Genomic DNA, 14,773 nt, shown 5'->3' on the forward strand with positions numbered 1-14,773 from the left:
TCAGAAGGCGTAGGACATACCCACGTACCAATTATTGAGGCGCATCTTTTCCACGCCGGCCGCCTGTTGGACCTTCTTGTTGGCCGACATCGGGATCGTGTACTCGGCGCGCAACGCGAGCGCGTCGGTCAGATACACGTTGGCGCCGACGCTGGGCGTGGTGGCAAATTTGCGCTGCCGAGTCGTCTTGATCTCCGTGCCCTTGGGCGGCAGGAAACTCTGCTGGCGGCTGCCGACGGCCACCTTGCCGAACAGCTCCACGTGATCACCGATCGGTATCAGGGCCAAGCCCCCCAGGGTGAGCGAACGGCTGGAGAGATTCGCCGTGCCCGGATCCTTGCTGCGGCGGTTGCCGACAGTGTTGTCGAAGGAGCCTTCGGCCGCCAGGAACGGGTTGAACCGGTACCCGGCACCGACGCTGTAGCTCGTGCCGGAGCTGCGCTGCTTGCGCTTGGTCCCCGGTGCGGCATCGGCAGCGGGGACCTTCCCGTTGGCGTGCGTCTTGCCGAGGCCACCGTACACGTAGAGACCTTCGCGATCCGCAGGAGAGGCGTGGGCCGTTGTGGTGACCAGGGCCAACGAGAGGGCAATCAGGGAACGTTTGATGTACATGGATGACTCCGTGGTTGGGAGTGCACACGGTGGGTTGTTGGCGGGGCCCTGTCAGTGCAGCGCACGTGTGACCCGCGCAACCGTTCTAGACCCTGTGTAACGGTTCGTGACAGCGGGTTGAACGCGACAATCACACACGTGTTTCGTGCCTTCGCGGGCACACTTTCAGACCGCCCGATGACGACATCGCCCGACGTGTTGCACCGCAGATTCGCCGCACCAGTCCCCACAAGTTGCCTCTGGATGAACAGTCTGACGGGCACGTTCAGCGCACACCTCGCTGCCCCGTCGTGCTGCCTTAGGATCGCGCCAGCTCAGGAAGACAAGGCAGGGTAGCGATGGTCGACATCGTGGTGGTGGAGGATGACGAGCGTCTCGGCGCTCTGGTCAGCGGCTATCTCTCGCGCCATGGCTACGACGTGGTGCACCAGCTCAGCGGCGAAAGCGCGGTGGAGCGCATTCCCGGTCTGGACCCGGCCGTGGTGCTGCTGGATGTCACCCTGCCCGGTATCGACGGCTTTGCTGTCTGTGCCGCGATCCGACCGCGCTTCAGCGGGCTGATCTGCATGTTGAGCGCGCGCACCGATGATATCGATCAGGTGCTCGGGCTGGAGCTGGGCGCGGATGATTACATCGGCAAGCCGATCGAGCCACGGGTCCTGCTGGCGCGCGTACGCGCGCACCTGCGTCGCGCCAGCAGCCAGCGACAGACACGCCCGACACTGTGCTTCGGGGGGCTTCGCATCGAACGCGATACCCGCGAGGTGACGCTGCAGGGTGAGCGGATCGAATTGACCACGGCTGAGTTCGATCTGTTGCTGTGCCTGGCTGACAGCGCAGGCACGATCCTCAGCCGCGATGATCTGATGCGCGATCTGCGCGGGATCGGTTTCGATGGCCTGGACCGCTCGATCGATGCCCGTATCTCACGACTGCGTCGCAAGCTCGGTGACCTGGCGGAGGTACCCGGCCGGATCAAGACCATCCGCGGCAAGGGCTATCTGTTCAATCGAGCCGGATGGGGCTGAAGACGGTGCAGCCCCACCGCACGCCGGCACAGCACAGGGGTCACTTCCGCCTGTTCCTGCGCTATTGCCTGGGCTTCGTGCTGGCCTACCTGGTGCTGATCGCCTCGGGCCTGTATCTGTGGGCGTCACTCACCGAGCAGGGAGAAGAACAGCAGATCCGCACACAACTGCAAGGCACCCACCACCTTCTGCACGCGCGCTATGCCGACACGCCGCAGACAGACTGGCCGCAGCTGACCCGGCACCTGCAAATGCAGTTCGCCTACCCGCTGAAGGTCATGTCGCTGGCCAAGGCGCCGCACGTACTGGATGTTCCGTCGCTGCAGCATCTGGACCAGGGTGGGCTGGTGCTGTCTCCAGACGGGCACTTCAGCTATCAGCGACTTCCTGGCTCGGCCGACGTGTTGGTACTGGGCGATTTCTCCGAACCCGAGCAGGCCGATCTTGCCTTGTACGACAGCGAGCACGTGGATGCCGCAGTGATGATCAGCATCTTCATCATCGCCATCGCGTTCCCGCTGTACTTCCTGGTGTATCGCCTGTGGCGCGATGTCTATGCGCTCGGGCACATGGCGCTGGCGATCCAGCAGGGTGAGCTGGCCGTCGCGGCCCCCGCCGTCAGCACCCATCTCGTGCGGCCGCTGCGTGAGGCGCTGTCCAGCATGGCCACGCAACTGCATGGCGCGATGGAAGGGCAACGGATTCTGTCCCAGGCGGTCGCCCACGAAACGCGTACGCCATTGGCGCGGATGCGCTTCGCGCTGGCCATGATGCAGATCGCCGATGACGACCCGGAAGGGGCAGCGCTGCTGAACGGCCTGAAGACCGATGTCGCGCGGCTGGAGCAGTTGGCCTCTGCCGGCGTGACTTACGCGCAGTTCGGTCGCAGCCGACATGTCACCACACACCGGCTGGATGTCTGGCGGCTTTTCGAGGCGCTCGAACAGCGCTTTCCTGCTGTCGGCGACAGCGCCGCGAGACTGAGCTTCCAGCCTTCTCATCGGTGCACGCTGATCGCCAACCGCGACGCATTGATGCTGGCGTTGGGCAACCTGATCGGCAACGCACGGCGTCACGCAGTCAGTCAGGTGGTCGTGAGCCTGCATGCCGCCGGATCGGGGGTGGTCATCGCCGTGGATGACGACGGACCTGGCGTGGCCCCAGCCGACCGTGAGCGTATCTTTCAGCCTTATGTGCAGCTGCAGCGACACCCCGACGGCTTCGGACTGGGACTGGCCTTGGTCCACATCATCGCCACCAAACATGGTGGAAGTGCAGATGTATGCGACTCGGTGCTCGGCGGCGCGCGCTTTCGGGTGCTCCTGCCACACGCCTGAGCCCCCGGCGCATTGCTCAGCGCGTGGCCGGCAGCGAGAACACGAACAGCGCCCCGTCGCGACTCTCCAGCAGGCGGATATCGCGCCCATGCAGCTGCAGGATGCGATGCACGATCAACAGGCCCAGCCCGCCGCTGTCCGGTCGTTGGCTGCCCAGTGCCGGCATCGCGGTGAACAGGGTGTCGCGCCGTTCGGGGGCGATGCCGGGGCCCGTGTCGGCCACGCTGATCTGCACCTCGCCCTCGGCCGCGCGCAGGGTCACGGTGATACGGCCACCTTCCGGCGTATGGCGGATGGCGTTGTCCAGCAGGTTGGTCAGCACCCGCTCGATCAACGCCAGATCCGCGACCACCGGCGGCACGCCGGGCGGGATGTCGGCCCCGAGCGTCTGCCGGCGTGACTCGGCCGCCAGCTCGAACTTCTGGAACACATCCTGGATCAGATCCGGCAGCGAGAAGGCCTGGCGGTCGAGCACCACCCCGCCGTGCTCCAGCCGGGCCAGCTCGAACAGCGCCTGGGCCAGGCGCCCGACCTTGTGACTCTGCGACAGGGCAATGGACAGGTAACGCTGGCGTTCGTCGGCACTGAGCGTGGCGTCTTTGAGTGCCAGCGTTTCCAGATACCCGTGCAGCGACGACAACGGCGTGCGCAGGTCGTGGGAGATGTTGGCGACCAGCTCGCGCCGCTGCAGATCCTGCTGGCGCAGCTGTTGCCACTGCTCGCCCAGGCGCTGGGCCATGTGGCCGAAGCTATGCTGCAGGATGGCCAGCTCGTCGCGCTCGCCGGGGCGCAGCGGCGCCGGGGGCGGTGCGGCATCCGGGGTGGCACTATCCACATCGAAGGACTGGATGCGCCGGGTCAGCTGGCGCAGCGGGCGGGTCACCCAGCGGAACGCGACCAGGCCGGCCAGCAGGCCCACCACGGCGACGATCGCCAGCGACCACAACGTGGTACGCAGCGTACTGTTGGCCGCGATATTGGCGGCGAGCGCTTCGCGCTGCTCGCCGACCAGCACCACGTAGATGTAACCCGCCTGATGCCCCTGCACCCACAGCGGCGCCGCGTTGAAAACCTTGCGGCCGGTCGCACTGCGTGGGTCATCGCCGAGGATCGGCAACGGCTCGTCGCGCAGCAGCGCCTGCACAGGCGCCAGATCGACACGGCTGCGTTTGAGGTGACCATCCGGCGCGTCATGGCCAAGGATGCGGCCCTGGTCATCGAGCAGATACACCTCCACGCTCGGGTTGACCGCCATCAGCTTGCCGAACAGGGCGCGCACTTCACCATTGCGCATGCCGCGGCCATCCATCAGCTCACCACTGCGCGCGATGTGCTCGGCCAGCCCGCGCGACAGGCGCTGCACGGTTTCCTGCTCATGCACGGCAGTGCTGCGCATCTGGATCCACAACAGCGCGCCTCCGCAGAGCAACAGCAGCGCGAAGAACACGGCGGACAAGCGTTGCGACAGCGTGAGCCGGATCATGCGCCTGCGCCCTCGTTGGCATCGACCAGTTTGTAACCGCGCCCCCACACCGTCTGGATGCGTTGCGGGTTGGCCGCGTCGCGCTCGATCTTGTTGCGCAGCCGGTTGATGTGGGTGTTGACGGTGTGCTCGTAGCCGTCGTGCTGGTAGCCCCACACCTGGTTGAGCAGGTCCATGCGCGAATACACCTGGCCGGGATGACGGGCGAAGAAGTACAGCAGGTCGAACTCGCGCGGAGTCAATTCCAGCGGTCGTCCCTCCACCAGCGCCGTGCGGGCGACCGGGTCGATGCGCAGCCCGGCCACCTCGATCTCACCGGCATCGATGCGTGCGTTCTGGGCCATCGCTTCCACCCGGCGCAGCAGCGCTTTCACGCGTGCCACCAGTTCCAGCATCGAGAAGGGCTTGGCCAGGTAATCGTCTGCGCCCAGTTCCAGGCCGAGAATGCGGTGCACTTCACTGGCGCGCGCACTGGTGATGATGATCGGCGTGTAGCGCGTCATCGCACGGGCGCGCTTGCAGATCTCCAGGCCGTCCACACCGGGCAGCATCAGGTCCAGCACCAGCGCGCTCCACGGCTGCGCCTCCAGCAGGGCCAGGCCCTCGTCGCCGGTGGCGGCATGGGTGACCTCATAGCCTTCATCGCGCAGGTGCATGCGCAGCAGGTTGGCGATGTGGACATCGTCTTCGACGATCAGGACGCGCTTGGCACTGCTCATCGGCTCAGGGGGCGGCAGGAGGGCATGGCGGCATTGTCGACGGATCGCGACCTGAATGTGTCACGGAAAATTTAACCCTGCGTGAGGATTCGTTGACCGGGCCGGGCGCAGCATGGCCGCATCGTCCCCGTGCCCGGAGATCGGCCATGCGTTACACACGTCGCAATGTGCTTGGAATGGGTGGCATGGCTGCCGCGGCCGGCCTGTTCGGACTGACCGCCTGCAGCGGGCCCGCCCCGGCAGCTCCCGCCGCGCCTGCGCGCCAGTTCGAGGTCATGCGCAGCGATGCGCAGTGGCGCGAACAGCTCACGCCTGCCCAGTACAGCGTGCTGCGGCGGCAGAGCACGGAGCGGCCGTTCAGCAGCCCCCTCAACAAAGAGCATCGGCGGGGCACCTTCAACTGTGCCGGCTGCGCGCTGCCGTTGTTCTCCTCTTCCACCAAGTTCGACAGCGGCACCGGCTGGCCCAGCTTCTGGGCGCCGCTGCACGATGCCGTCGGCGAAGACCGCGACACCACCCTGGGCATGGTCCGTGTCGAGGCGCATTGCCGGCGCTGCGGGGGCCATCTCGGCCACGTGTTCGATGACGGCCCGCGCCCCACTGGCCTGCGCTACTGCATGAACGGCGTGGCCATGAATTTCGTCGCGGCCTGAGCGCCGCACTCCCCTGCGTCATAGAAGGACCTCTCCATGCTTCTGCTCGTGCTGGCCTACCTCGGTGGCGTGCTCACCATCCTCAGCCCCTGCATCCTGCCGGTGCTGCCGTTCGTGTTCGCGCGCTCGGACCGCCCGTTCCTGCGCAGTGGCCTGCCGCTGCTGATCGGCATGGCGTTGATGTTCGCCGTGGTCGCCAGCCTGGCGGCGGTGAGCAGCCAATGGGTGGCGCAGGCCAACCAGATCGGGCGCTGGATCGCACTGGTGGTGATGGCGGTGTTCGCGCTGGCGCTGCTGTGGCCGGCGCTGGCCGACCGCCTGCTGTCGCCGTTCCAGCGGCTGGGGGCGCGGCTGAGCGCCTCGGCCGATGCGGCCAGTGACGCGGGCCGGGGGGGCGTGGGTACCTCGCTGCTGATCGGCATCGCCACCGGCCTGCTGTGGGCACCGTGCGCGGGGCCGATCCTCGGCCTGATCCTCACCGGCGCGGCGTTGCAGGGCGCCAGTGTCGGCACCAGCGGGCTGTTGCTCGCCTATGCACTGGGCGCGGCCACCTCGCTGGCGCTGGCAATTTGGATCGGCGGGCGCGTGTTCGCCGCGCTCAAGCGCCGTCTTGGCGTGGGCGAGTGGGTGCGCCGCGGGCTCGGCATCGCGGCGCTGCTGGCGGTGGTCGCCATCGCGATGGGGTGGGATACCGGCGTGCTGACCCGGCTGTCCACGGTCAGCACCGCCAAGCTGGAACAGGGCCTGCTCGATGTGCTGCCAGCACAGCAACCCGCCGCCGGTGCGGCGATGATGAGTACCGCCGGTGCCCCCGGGCAGCCGCTGCCGGTGGAAGGCACCCTGCCCTCGCTGGCCGGTGCGACCGGCTGGCTCAACAGCCCGCCGCTGGATGCGCAGGCGTTGCGCGGCAAGGTGGTACTGGTCGACTTCTGGACCTACTCCTGCATCAACTGCCTGCGCGCGATGCCCTACGTGCGTGAGTGGGCCGAGCGCTATCGCGATCACGGCCTGGTGGTGATCGGTGTGCATGCGCCGGAGTTCGCCTTCGAGCGCAATCTGGCCAATGTGCAGCGGGCGGTGAAGGACCTGAAGGTCACCTACCCGGTCGCGATCGACAACGACTTCGCCATCTGGCGCGGCTTCAACAACAAGTATTGGCCGGCGCACTACTTCATCGATGCGCAGGGCCGGATCCGCGCGCATCACTTCGGCGAGGGCAACTATGCGCAGTCCGAGCAGATCATCCGCCAGCTGCTGCGCGAGGCGGGCAACACCCTGCCCGGTGACGATGCTCCGGTAGCGATGACGCTGGACGGCGTGGCGCGCCAGGCCGACATGGACAACCTCAAATCGCCGGAGACCTACCTCGGCCATGCGCGTGCCGAGAACTTCGCCTCGCCCGGTGGCCAGCGCCAGGACCAGCCTGCCGACTACACGGTGCCTGCCACGCTTCAACACAACCAGTGGGCCTTGGCTGGACGCTGGACCGTGGGCAACGAAGACGCCCGGCTGGAGACGCGCGGCGGTCGTGTCGCGTTCCGCTTCCATGCACGTGACCTGCACCTGGTGCTGGCGCCGGGCGAGGACGGCAAGCCGGTCCGGTTCCGCGTGCGCATCGACGGTCAGGCGCCGGGCGCAGCAGCCGGTGGAGACATCTCCGCCGACGGCGACGGCCGCGTGGATGAAAACCGTCTGTATCAGCTGATCCGCCAGTCCGGCGCCGTGCAGGAGCGCACCTTCGAGATCGAGTTCCTCGATCCGGGCGTGCGCGCCTACGCCTTTACGTTTGGGTGAGGAGCCATCGCATGAAGATCGCAGTCGACAAACTCGTTGCAGGCGGCATCGCTGTCGCCATCGCGGCACTCACCGCCAGCGTGGTGCTGGGTCTGGATCGACCGGCGCTCGCCGCCGCAGCCACCACCGCCGTGGCGATGCCGCCACCCACCGGCAAGGCGGACCTGCGCCAACCCGGTGTGAAGCGGGCACAGGTGGTCTTCGCCGGTGGCTGCTTCTGGGGCGTGCAGGGCGTGTTCCAGCACATCAAGGGCGTGGACAATGCGCTCTCCGGCTACATCGGCGGCAGTGCGGCGAACGCCACCTACCCGCGCGTCGGCGGCGGTGGTACCGGCCATGCCGAGGCGGTACAGGTCACCTACGATCCGGCCCAGGTCAGCTATGGTCAGCTGATGCAGGTGTTCTTCTCGGTGGCGCATGATCCGACCCAGCTCAACCGGCAGGGCCCGGACCGCGGCACCCAGTACCGCTCGGCGGTCTATGCCGACGACGCCGCGCAGCGCGATTCCACCCGCGCCTACATCGCCCAGCTGCAGCAGGCCAGGACCTACGCCGCGCCGGTGGTGACCCAGGTCGAGGGTGGCAAGCCGTTCTTCGCCGCCGAGGGCTATCACCAGAACTACCTCACGCTGCATCCGGAATCGCTGTATATCCGGATCAACGACCTGCCCAAGGTGGCCGCGCTGAAGCAGCAGTATCCGGCGCTGTACCGCGAGCAGCCGCGCCTGGTGAGTACCTCCATTTCGGCGCGCTGATCACGCGGCGAACCAGAAGAAAAGACGCACGGCACACACCGCTCTGCCGTGCGCGAGGGAAGTCGTCACGCCCATGGTAGGCTGCGTCCCGAGGCGGATACAGATGCAGATGACTGGCATCCGCACGGTTACAGATACCTGTGGATGCAGATGCCGATGGCGACCAACCTCTACCAGTCCCTGGCCGATGAAATGGCCGACGCGATCCGCAGTGGGCGCTTGCCGGTCGGCACCCGGCTGCCGTCGCTGCGCGGCCTGGCGACACAGCGCAGCCTCAGCCTCAACACGGTGATCGCCGCGTATCGGCAGCTGGAGGATGCCGGGCTGGTGCTGCCGCGGCCCAAGGCCGGCTTCGTGGTCAGCCCGCGTCTGCCCGAACCGACGCAGTCGCTGCGGCAGGCGCCGTCTCCGCCCACCGCACCGGCACAGCAGGCGATGATGGCGCGCGTGCTGGCCGCACAGCAGCAACCGGGCATCGTCGACCTGGCCTTCGCCGGGCCGCGCGGCAAGCGCTTCTATCCCGGTGCGCAGCTGGCCCGCATCACCGCGCAGGTACTGCGCCGGGCTGCCACCACGGTGGAGACCTACGCACGTCCCAACGGTGCGGCACGGCTGTTGACGCAGATCGTGCAGCGAGGGCCACGGCTGGGGCTGCACACCACCACCGACCGGCTGGTGCTCACCCATGGCGCGATGGAAGCCCTGCAGCTGGCGCTGCGCGTGGTGACCCAACCCGGCGATGCGGTCGCGATCGAAGCGCCCTCGTATTTCAACATCTACCCGCTGCTGCGCAGCCTGGGCCTGCGCGCGATCGAGCTGCCCACCCATCCGAGGGACGGCCTCGATCTGGAGGCACTGGAAGCGCTGCTCGCCGCCGGCGGCATCGCCGCGATCATGGCCATGCCGACCGTGCACAATCCACTCGGCGGCAGCATGCCCGTGCCGAACAAGCAGCGCCTGGCCGAGCTGGTGAACCATTACCAGGTGCCGTTGATCGAAGACGCGGTCTACGCCGAACTGCAGTTCAAGGAGCCCCTGGAGCCGTTGGCCAAGAGCTTTGACCGCGATGGCTGGATCATGGTCTGCAGCGGCTTCTCCAAAACGCTCGCACCGGACTACCGCATCGGCTGGCTCGACGGTGGCCGCTTCGCTGCCGATATCCAGCTGCTGAAGTTTCATTCTTCCGGCGCCGAATCACGCCTGCTCGGGGACGCGGTTGCCGCGTTCCTGGAGGCCGGCAACTACGAGCATCATCTGCGGGGGTTGCGTCGGCTCTACAGCGACCAGGTCAGCCACGTGCGTGGCCTGATCGCGCAGCACTTCCCGCCCGGCACGTCGGCCACCCAGCCGACCGGTGGGTTCCTTCTGTGGGTGGAGCTGCCCCCCGCGATCGATGCCGGGGAGCTGTTCGAGCAGGCCTTGGCCGAGGGCGTGGTGTTCATGCCCGGCCAGGTGTACTCGCGCGGTGCCCGCTACCGGCATTGCCTGCGCCTGTCGTGCTGCCAGGAACTGGACGAGCGCTTCGCCGGCGCGATTGCCACGGTCGGCCGGCTCGCCAGCGCGCTGCAGGTGCGCGCAGGCAGCTGACGCTCAGAACACCAGCCGGTCCGCCAGGCGGGCCGGGTCCGCACCCGGCGCATACGGCAGGCGCCCCCAGCACGGCATCGGCAGCCGCGCGGTGAGCAGTGCGACGTTCTCGTCGCGGCGCGCCATGCCCGGGTCCACCTCATTGGCAATCCAGCCGATGCAGCGCGCGCCACGGGCGGCGATCGCCTCGGCGGTCAGCCGCGCATGGTTGAGGCAGCCCAGCCGCAGCCCGACCACCATCACCACCGGCAGCGCCAGCGCGTCCACCAGATCACTCTGGTCCAGCGTGGCCGACAGCGGCGCCAGCCAGCCACCGACGCCCTCGACCACCACCGTGTCCGCGCTGGCGCGCAGGCGCGCGAAGGCGGCCTCGATCGGCGCCAGCGACAGTTGCACGCCAGCCTCTGCCGCGGCGATCTCCGGGGCCAGTGGCTGCTCGAGCGCGAACGGGTTGAGGTCGTCATACGCGGGCATCGGCCTGCTGGCGGCCCGCAGGGCCGTGGCATCCTCGTTGCGCAGGCCCTCGGGCGTGCGCTCGCAGCCACTGGCGACCGGCTTCATGCCCACTGCGGTGCCGCCGTGGCGGCGCAGGGCATGCAGCAGTACACAGCTGCTGAAGGTCTTGCCGATGCCGGTGTCGGTACCGGTGACGAACAGGGCGGCAGGGCGCGGCGCAGGCAGGGACATGGAGACGACCGGGAGCGGAAACGCGCCATTATCCGCCGTCCCGGCAGCGCTGCGGCGCGGTCCGCTGCGTTCCGCCGGCCCCGGGGGCAACCAACCGCCGCGCTTGGTAGACTGCGGCCATGTTCGATACCTCCACGCTCACCGGCAGCAAGCCGGAACAGTACGGCCAGCTGCTGGCCCAGGCCCGCGCCCTGGTGCACGGCGAGCGCGACCGCATCGCCAATGCGGCCAACCTGTCGGCGCTGGTCTACCACGCCCTGCCGCACCTGAACTGGGTCGGCTTCTACTTCTTCGATGGCAAGGAGCTGGTCGTCGGCCCGTTCCAGGGCCTGCCCGCCTGCGTGCGCATTCCACTCGACAAGGGTGTGTGTGGCGCCGCGGCTTCGCAGCGGGTGACCCAGCGCATCGAAGACGTCGATGCATTCCCGGGTCACATCGCGTGCGACTCGGCCTCGCGCTCGGAACTGGTCGTGCCGCTGGTCCACAACGGTGACCTGGTCGGCGTGTTCGATCTGGACAGCCCCTCGCTGGCGCGCTTCGATGCCGAGGACCAGGCCGGGCTGGAAGCCATCGCCGCCGTGTTCGTCGAGGCACTGGGATGAGTGCCGCCAAGCTGCGCAACATCGGCCCGAAGAGCGCAGCATGGCTGCGCCAGGTCGGTCTGCGTACGCCGGAAGACCTGGTGGCGGTCGGTGCGGTCGGTGCCTTCGTCAAGGTGCGCCGCGCCGGCTTCAAACCGAGCTTGAACCTGCTCTACTCGCTGGAAGGTGCCCTGCAGGATTGCCATTGGCAGGAACTGCCGGAAGCGCGCCGCACCGTGCTGGTGGCCGAGTACGAAGCGATCATCGCCGACCAGCCGCTGAAGAAGGCGCCGCCTGCCTCCGGTCCGGTCTACGACCGCACCGTGGAGCACCGCGATGATGACGGCGATGAAGCGCCGCCGTTCGAGATCGACGACGAAAACCGCTGATCCACGGCTACCCACGCACCGTCGGTAGCCGCGCGCCTCATACCTGCTGCAGCTCCAGCAGTTCGCCCCACAGCCGGTCGTCCTCGCGCTCCACGCGCAGGCGCAGCCGCGTGCCGTGATCGATGCGCAGCGCCCAGCACATCGCCATCGGCAGGCCGCACACCTGCGACAGCACCATCCGCAGCGGTCCGCCATGGCTGACGATCAGGGTCGGGACCGGCTCGGGCTCATCCAGCAACCGATGCAGGCCGCGCGCGATGCGGCGTTCGAAGTGGCCCCAGCTTTCGCCATGCGGCGGTGGATTGGCATGCGGGTCCAGATGGAAGGCTGACAGCGCATCCATCGGCAGCGCCTCCAGCGCGAGCCCGTCCCAGTCGCCGAAATCCAGTTCTTCCCATTCCTCATCGACCTCCACGTCGACCGCGTGGGGCAAGGCCAATGCCTCGGCGCTCAACAGCGCCCGCTGCCGTGGCGAGGACAGCACACGCTGCCAGGGCAGCCCGGCGTAGCGCGCGCACAGGGCGTCGGTCGCGCCCTCGTGGAGTGCTGGATCAGTGCGGCCATCAAGATGATCGTCGCGGCCGGTACTGGCGTGGCGGATCAGATCGAGGATCATGCCCGGCCCCGTCTGCTGCCCGCTGCGGCCGGCCAGTGCGGGTCACGGGCGTCGGTGCCGGGGTGCTGCAACCACGTTGGGGTCATGGAGATCACATCGAAAAAGCGAGGCGCATTCTAACCGGTGCGCTCCATGGGCCCGGCCGATGGCTTAGACTGCGCCCACTTTCAGGTGACCCGGGGCTGCAATGCCGCCAGGTTGAAACGGGAAGCCGGTGACGCGTCAGGCCCTGTGCCACGCCGCCACTCCGGCGCTGCCCCCGCAACGGTAAGCGTGGAAACACCAGGCAACACGCCACTGTGCTCCGGCATGGGAAGGCGCCTGGCACGATGGCACCCCATCGGCCCGCGAGCCCGGAGACCGGCCTGGAAGACGACTGGTTGCGATGCGGCGGGCATGGCGGCGGCAAGCAGGCGCCTGCGCGCGCCCGCCCACCGTCGAACCTCCCTGCAGCGCGATCATCCCCACCCCTTGCCGCGCGGGCGTGCGCGGTGCATGGAGTCATCGATGAAGCTGCAAACCCGCGTTCTTTCCCTGGCCGTGCTGTCGGCCCTGCCCCTGGTGGCCTCCGCACAGGACGAGGCCACCGCGCTGGACCAGGTGCTGGTCACCGCCACGCGTACCCCGATCGCCCTGCAGGACAGCATCTCCCCGGCGCAGGTGATCGACCGCGCCGAGATCGAGCGCAGCCAGGCGCCGTCGCTGCAGGACCTGCTGCGCGGCCGTGCCGGCATCAACCTCAACAACAGCGGCGGCCTGGGCAAGCAGAGCTCGCTGTTCCTGCGCGGCACCAACTCGGCCCACACCCTGGTGCTGGTCGATGGCGTGCGCATCAACACCGGCGACCTCGGCCTGGCCATGATCCAAGACCTGCCGCTGGCGCAGATCGAGCGCATCGAAATCGTGCGTGGCCCGCAGTCCAGCCTGTACGGCGCCGATGCGATCGGTGGCGTGATCCAGATCTTCACCCGCCGCAACGCTGGCCAGTTCGCGCCGCACCTGCAGCTCGGCGGTGGCAGCAACGGCCTGCGCGAGGCCAGCGGTGGCTTCGGCGGCAGCGGTGAGCGTGGCTGGTTCGGCACCGACATCGCCTACCAGCACACCGATGGCATCAACGCCTGCCGTGGCTCGGTGTCGCCCTTCGCTGGCTGCGGCGCCGACGAGCCCGACCGCGATGGCTACCGCAACCTGTCCGTGAGCCTGCGCGGCGGCTATGCGTTGACGGACACGTTGAGCCTGGAAGGCACCGCACTGCGCGCCGAAGGCGAGAACCATTACGACGGCTACTACAACTACTCCGAGACCCTGCAGCAGGTACTCGGCGGCAAGCTGCGCTACACGCCGGGCGAGCGCTTCAACCTGACGGTCAACGTCGGCCGCGCCGACAACGAATCGGACAACTTCAACGGGGATACCTGGCTGGGCAATGCACAGACCCACCGCGACAGTGCCTCGGTGCAGGCCGACATCGGCATCGCTGACGGCCAGCTGCTGAGCGCCGGTGTGGACTGGAGCCAGGACAACCTGGACGGCAGCAGCGCCGGCTACCTGGTCGACAGCCGCGACAACACCGGCGTGTTCGTGCAGTACCAGGGCCGTTTCGGCGCGCACCACCTGCAGGCCAGCGTGCGCAACGACGACAACGAACAGTTTGGCAACCACACCACCGGCAGCCTCGGCTGGGGCCTGGAGCTGGGCCGCGGGTTCCGCCTCAACGCCAGCTACGGCACCGCGTTCAAGGCCCCGACCTTCAGCGACCTTTACGACCCGTGGAGCGGCGTGCCGACCCTGGATCCGGAGAAATCCAAGAGCGCCAACATCGGCATCGCCCAGCAGGGTGATGGCTGGCGCTGGGGCCTGGACGTATACGAAACGCGCATCGATGACCTGATCACTTACGACGCGACCACCTTCATGATGTCGCAGGTCGAGAAAGCCCGCATCCGCGGCGCCGAGTTGACCGGTGCGATCACCGTCGCCGGGTTCGACCTCAACGCACAGCTCAGCCACACCGACCCGCGCAACCGCACCGACGGCAGCGCACAGTTCGACAACTGGCTGGCCCGCCGCGCACAGAACACCGCACGCCTGGACGTCGATCGCCGCGTGGGTGATGTCCGCGCCGGCCTCACCGTCAACGGCGCCGGCAAGCGTTACGACGATGCAGCGAACACGGTGCGCCTGGGGGGCTACGGCACCGTGGACCTGCGCCTGGAATACGCCCTGACCCGCGATTGGTCCGTACTGGGCCGGGTCAGCAACGTCTTCGACCGCGAGTACGAAACCGTCGCCTGGTACAACCAGCCTGGCCGCGAGTATCGACTGAGCGTGCGTTACCAGCCGAAATAAGCGCGCGGGGCGGCGGCACCGCCGCCTTCCCGGCCTCGGTACGTGCCGACCGTGGGTCGACATGCTCCATCATCCTCGGCAGGGGGCGCCCCGTTGTGGGGACCCAATTTACCCCGGTGGGGTGCCGCCCGGGGGGGGGGACACCCCCCAAGAGTTTTAAACCCCCAAAATACCCCCAGCAAA

At 68.0% G+C, this 14,773-nt stretch carries 14 protein-coding genes and 1 riboswitch; of the genes, 9 read left to right on the forward strand and 5 right to left on the reverse strand.

Features of this window, described 5'->3' with window-relative positions; translation table 11 throughout:
* Complete coding sequence (locus ABE546_RS05610; protein WP_313212090.1) at window positions 1-612, reverse strand: porin family protein; 612 nt, start codon at window positions 610-612, stop codon at window positions 1-3.
* A 338-nt stretch (window positions 613-950) separates the two neighbouring features.
* Between ABE546_RS05610 and ABE546_RS05615 the strand changes: the two genes are divergently transcribed.
* Both ABE546_RS05615 and ABE546_RS05620 read left to right on the forward strand, forming a co-directional pair.
* A complete protein-coding gene (locus tag ABE546_RS05615; protein WP_313220047.1) occupies window positions 951-1,640 on the forward strand; it encodes a winged helix-turn-helix domain-containing protein in 690 nt (229 codons plus the stop codon).
* Between the two features lie 77 nt (window positions 1,641-1,717).
* Window positions 1,718-2,977: an ATP-binding protein gene (locus ABE546_RS05620; RefSeq protein ID WP_313220048.1), complete on the forward strand. Its 1,260-nt coding sequence runs from the start codon at window positions 1,718-1,720 to the stop codon at window positions 2,975-2,977.
* 16 nt (window positions 2,978-2,993) lie between these two features.
* Here the strand turns inward: ABE546_RS05620 and ABE546_RS05625 are convergent, their stop codons facing one another.
* Both ABE546_RS05625 and ABE546_RS05630 read right to left on the reverse strand, forming a co-directional pair.
* A complete protein-coding gene (locus ABE546_RS05625; RefSeq protein WP_313212093.1) occupies window positions 2,994-4,460 on the reverse strand; it encodes a HAMP domain-containing sensor histidine kinase in 1,467 nt (488 codons plus the stop codon).
* Window positions 4,457-5,179, reverse strand: a complete 723-nt coding sequence (locus ABE546_RS05630) for a response regulator transcription factor (protein ID WP_313212094.1) — start codon at window positions 5,177-5,179, stop codon at window positions 4,457-4,459. Before ABE546_RS05630 ends, ABE546_RS05625 begins: the two co-directional genes overlap by 4 nt.
* 146 nt (window positions 5,180-5,325) lie before the next feature.
* Between ABE546_RS05630 and msrB the strand changes: the two genes are divergently transcribed.
* The 4 genes from msrB (at window position 5,326) to ABE546_RS05650 (ending at window position 9,968) form a co-directional block, all read left to right on the forward strand.
* Complete coding sequence (gene msrB, locus ABE546_RS05635) at window positions 5,326-5,832, forward strand: peptide-methionine (R)-S-oxide reductase MsrB (protein ID WP_313220049.1); 507 nt, start codon at window positions 5,326-5,328, stop codon at window positions 5,830-5,832.
* A 36-nt stretch (window positions 5,833-5,868) separates the two neighbouring features.
* On the forward strand, window positions 5,869-7,626 hold the full coding sequence (locus ABE546_RS05640) for a cytochrome c biogenesis protein DipZ (protein WP_313220050.1): 1,758 nt from the start codon (window positions 5,869-5,871) through the stop codon (window positions 7,624-7,626).
* Between the two features lie 11 nt (window positions 7,627-7,637).
* The gene (gene msrA / locus ABE546_RS05645) at window positions 7,638-8,381 is read left to right on the forward strand and encodes a peptide-methionine (S)-S-oxide reductase MsrA (RefSeq protein WP_313220051.1); all 744 of its coding nucleotides are present in this window, start codon (window positions 7,638-7,640) and stop codon (window positions 8,379-8,381) included.
* Between the two features lie 156 nt (window positions 8,382-8,537).
* Window positions 8,538-9,968 (forward strand): PLP-dependent aminotransferase family protein, encoded by a 1,431-nt coding sequence (locus tag ABE546_RS05650; RefSeq protein WP_313212097.1) that lies wholly within the window; start codon window positions 8,538-8,540, stop codon window positions 9,966-9,968.
* A 3-nt stretch (window positions 9,969-9,971) separates the two neighbouring features.
* Here the strand turns inward: ABE546_RS05650 and bioD are convergent, their stop codons facing one another.
* A complete protein-coding gene (gene bioD, locus ABE546_RS05655; protein WP_313220053.1) occupies window positions 9,972-10,655 on the reverse strand; it encodes a dethiobiotin synthase in 684 nt (227 codons plus the stop codon).
* Between the two features lie 119 nt (window positions 10,656-10,774).
* Between bioD and ABE546_RS05660 the strand changes: the two genes are divergently transcribed.
* Complete coding sequence (locus tag ABE546_RS05660; RefSeq protein ID WP_088432024.1) at window positions 10,775-11,257, forward strand: GAF domain-containing protein; 483 nt, start codon at window positions 10,775-10,777, stop codon at window positions 11,255-11,257.
* On the forward strand, window positions 11,254-11,625 hold the full coding sequence (locus ABE546_RS05665) for a TfoX/Sxy family protein (protein ID WP_313220054.1): 372 nt from the start codon (window positions 11,254-11,256) through the stop codon (window positions 11,623-11,625). The genes ABE546_RS05660 and ABE546_RS05665 overlap by 4 nt, the downstream gene beginning before the upstream one ends.
* A 37-nt stretch (window positions 11,626-11,662) precedes the next feature.
* Here ABE546_RS05665 and ABE546_RS05670 read toward each other — a convergent pair whose 3' ends face one another.
* A complete protein-coding gene (locus ABE546_RS05670) occupies window positions 11,663-12,241 on the reverse strand; it encodes a histidine phosphatase family protein (protein WP_313220055.1) in 579 nt (192 codons plus the stop codon).
* 152 nt (window positions 12,242-12,393) lie between these two features.
* Window positions 12,394-12,625, forward strand: a riboswitch (cobalamin riboswitch).
* 123 nt (window positions 12,626-12,748) lie between these two features.
* Between ABE546_RS05670 and btuB the strand changes: the two genes are divergently transcribed.
* Window positions 12,749-14,590 (forward strand): TonB-dependent vitamin B12 receptor, encoded by a 1,842-nt coding sequence (gene btuB / locus ABE546_RS05675; RefSeq protein ID WP_313220056.1) that lies wholly within the window; start codon window positions 12,749-12,751, stop codon window positions 14,588-14,590.
* Window positions 14,591-14,773 lie beyond the last annotated feature (183 nt).

Origin of the sequence: Stenotrophomonas sp. TWI377 (assembly GCF_039674525.1) — a bacterium.
Lineage (GTDB): Bacteria > Pseudomonadota > Gammaproteobacteria > Xanthomonadales > Xanthomonadaceae > Stenotrophomonas.

What these genes read in the sequence shown, in the direction of transcription:
- ABE546_RS05630 (WP_313212094.1), bottom strand. Translation starts at nt 5,179, where the DNA reads ATGAGCAGTGCCAAGCGCGTCCTGATCGTCGAAGACGATGTCCACATC.
- ABE546_RS05650 (WP_313212097.1), top strand. Translation starts at nt 8,538, where the DNA reads ATGGCGACCAACCTCTACCAGTCCCTGGCCGATGAAATGGCCGACGCG.
- ABE546_RS05665 (WP_313220054.1), top strand. Translation starts at nt 11,254, where the DNA reads ATGAGTGCCGCCAAGCTGCGCAACATCGGCCCGAAGAGCGCAGCATGG.
- ABE546_RS05670 (WP_313220055.1), bottom strand. Translation starts at nt 12,241, where the DNA reads ATGATCCTCGATCTGATCCGCCACGCCAGTACCGGCCGCGACGATCAT.
- ABE546_RS05640 (WP_313220050.1), top strand. Translation starts at nt 5,869, where the DNA reads ATGCTTCTGCTCGTGCTGGCCTACCTCGGTGGCGTGCTCACCATCCTC.
- msrB (WP_313220049.1), top strand. Translation starts at nt 5,326, where the DNA reads ATGCGTTACACACGTCGCAATGTGCTTGGAATGGGTGGCATGGCTGCC.
- ABE546_RS05610 (WP_313212090.1), bottom strand. Translation starts at nt 612, where the DNA reads ATGTACATCAAACGTTCCCTGATTGCCCTCTCGTTGGCCCTGGTCACC.
- btuB (WP_313220056.1), top strand. Translation starts at nt 12,749, where the DNA reads ATGAAGCTGCAAACCCGCGTTCTTTCCCTGGCCGTGCTGTCGGCCCTG.
- ABE546_RS05615 (WP_313220047.1), top strand. Translation starts at nt 951, where the DNA reads ATGGTCGACATCGTGGTGGTGGAGGATGACGAGCGTCTCGGCGCTCTG.
- bioD (WP_313220053.1), bottom strand. Translation starts at nt 10,655, where the DNA reads ATGTCCCTGCCTGCGCCGCGCCCTGCCGCCCTGTTCGTCACCGGTACC.
- ABE546_RS05625 (WP_313212093.1), bottom strand. Translation starts at nt 4,460, where the DNA reads ATGATCCGGCTCACGCTGTCGCAACGCTTGTCCGCCGTGTTCTTCGCG.
- ABE546_RS05660 (WP_088432024.1), top strand. Translation starts at nt 10,775, where the DNA reads ATGTTCGATACCTCCACGCTCACCGGCAGCAAGCCGGAACAGTACGGC.
- msrA (WP_313220051.1), top strand. Translation starts at nt 7,638, where the DNA reads ATGAAGATCGCAGTCGACAAACTCGTTGCAGGCGGCATCGCTGTCGCC.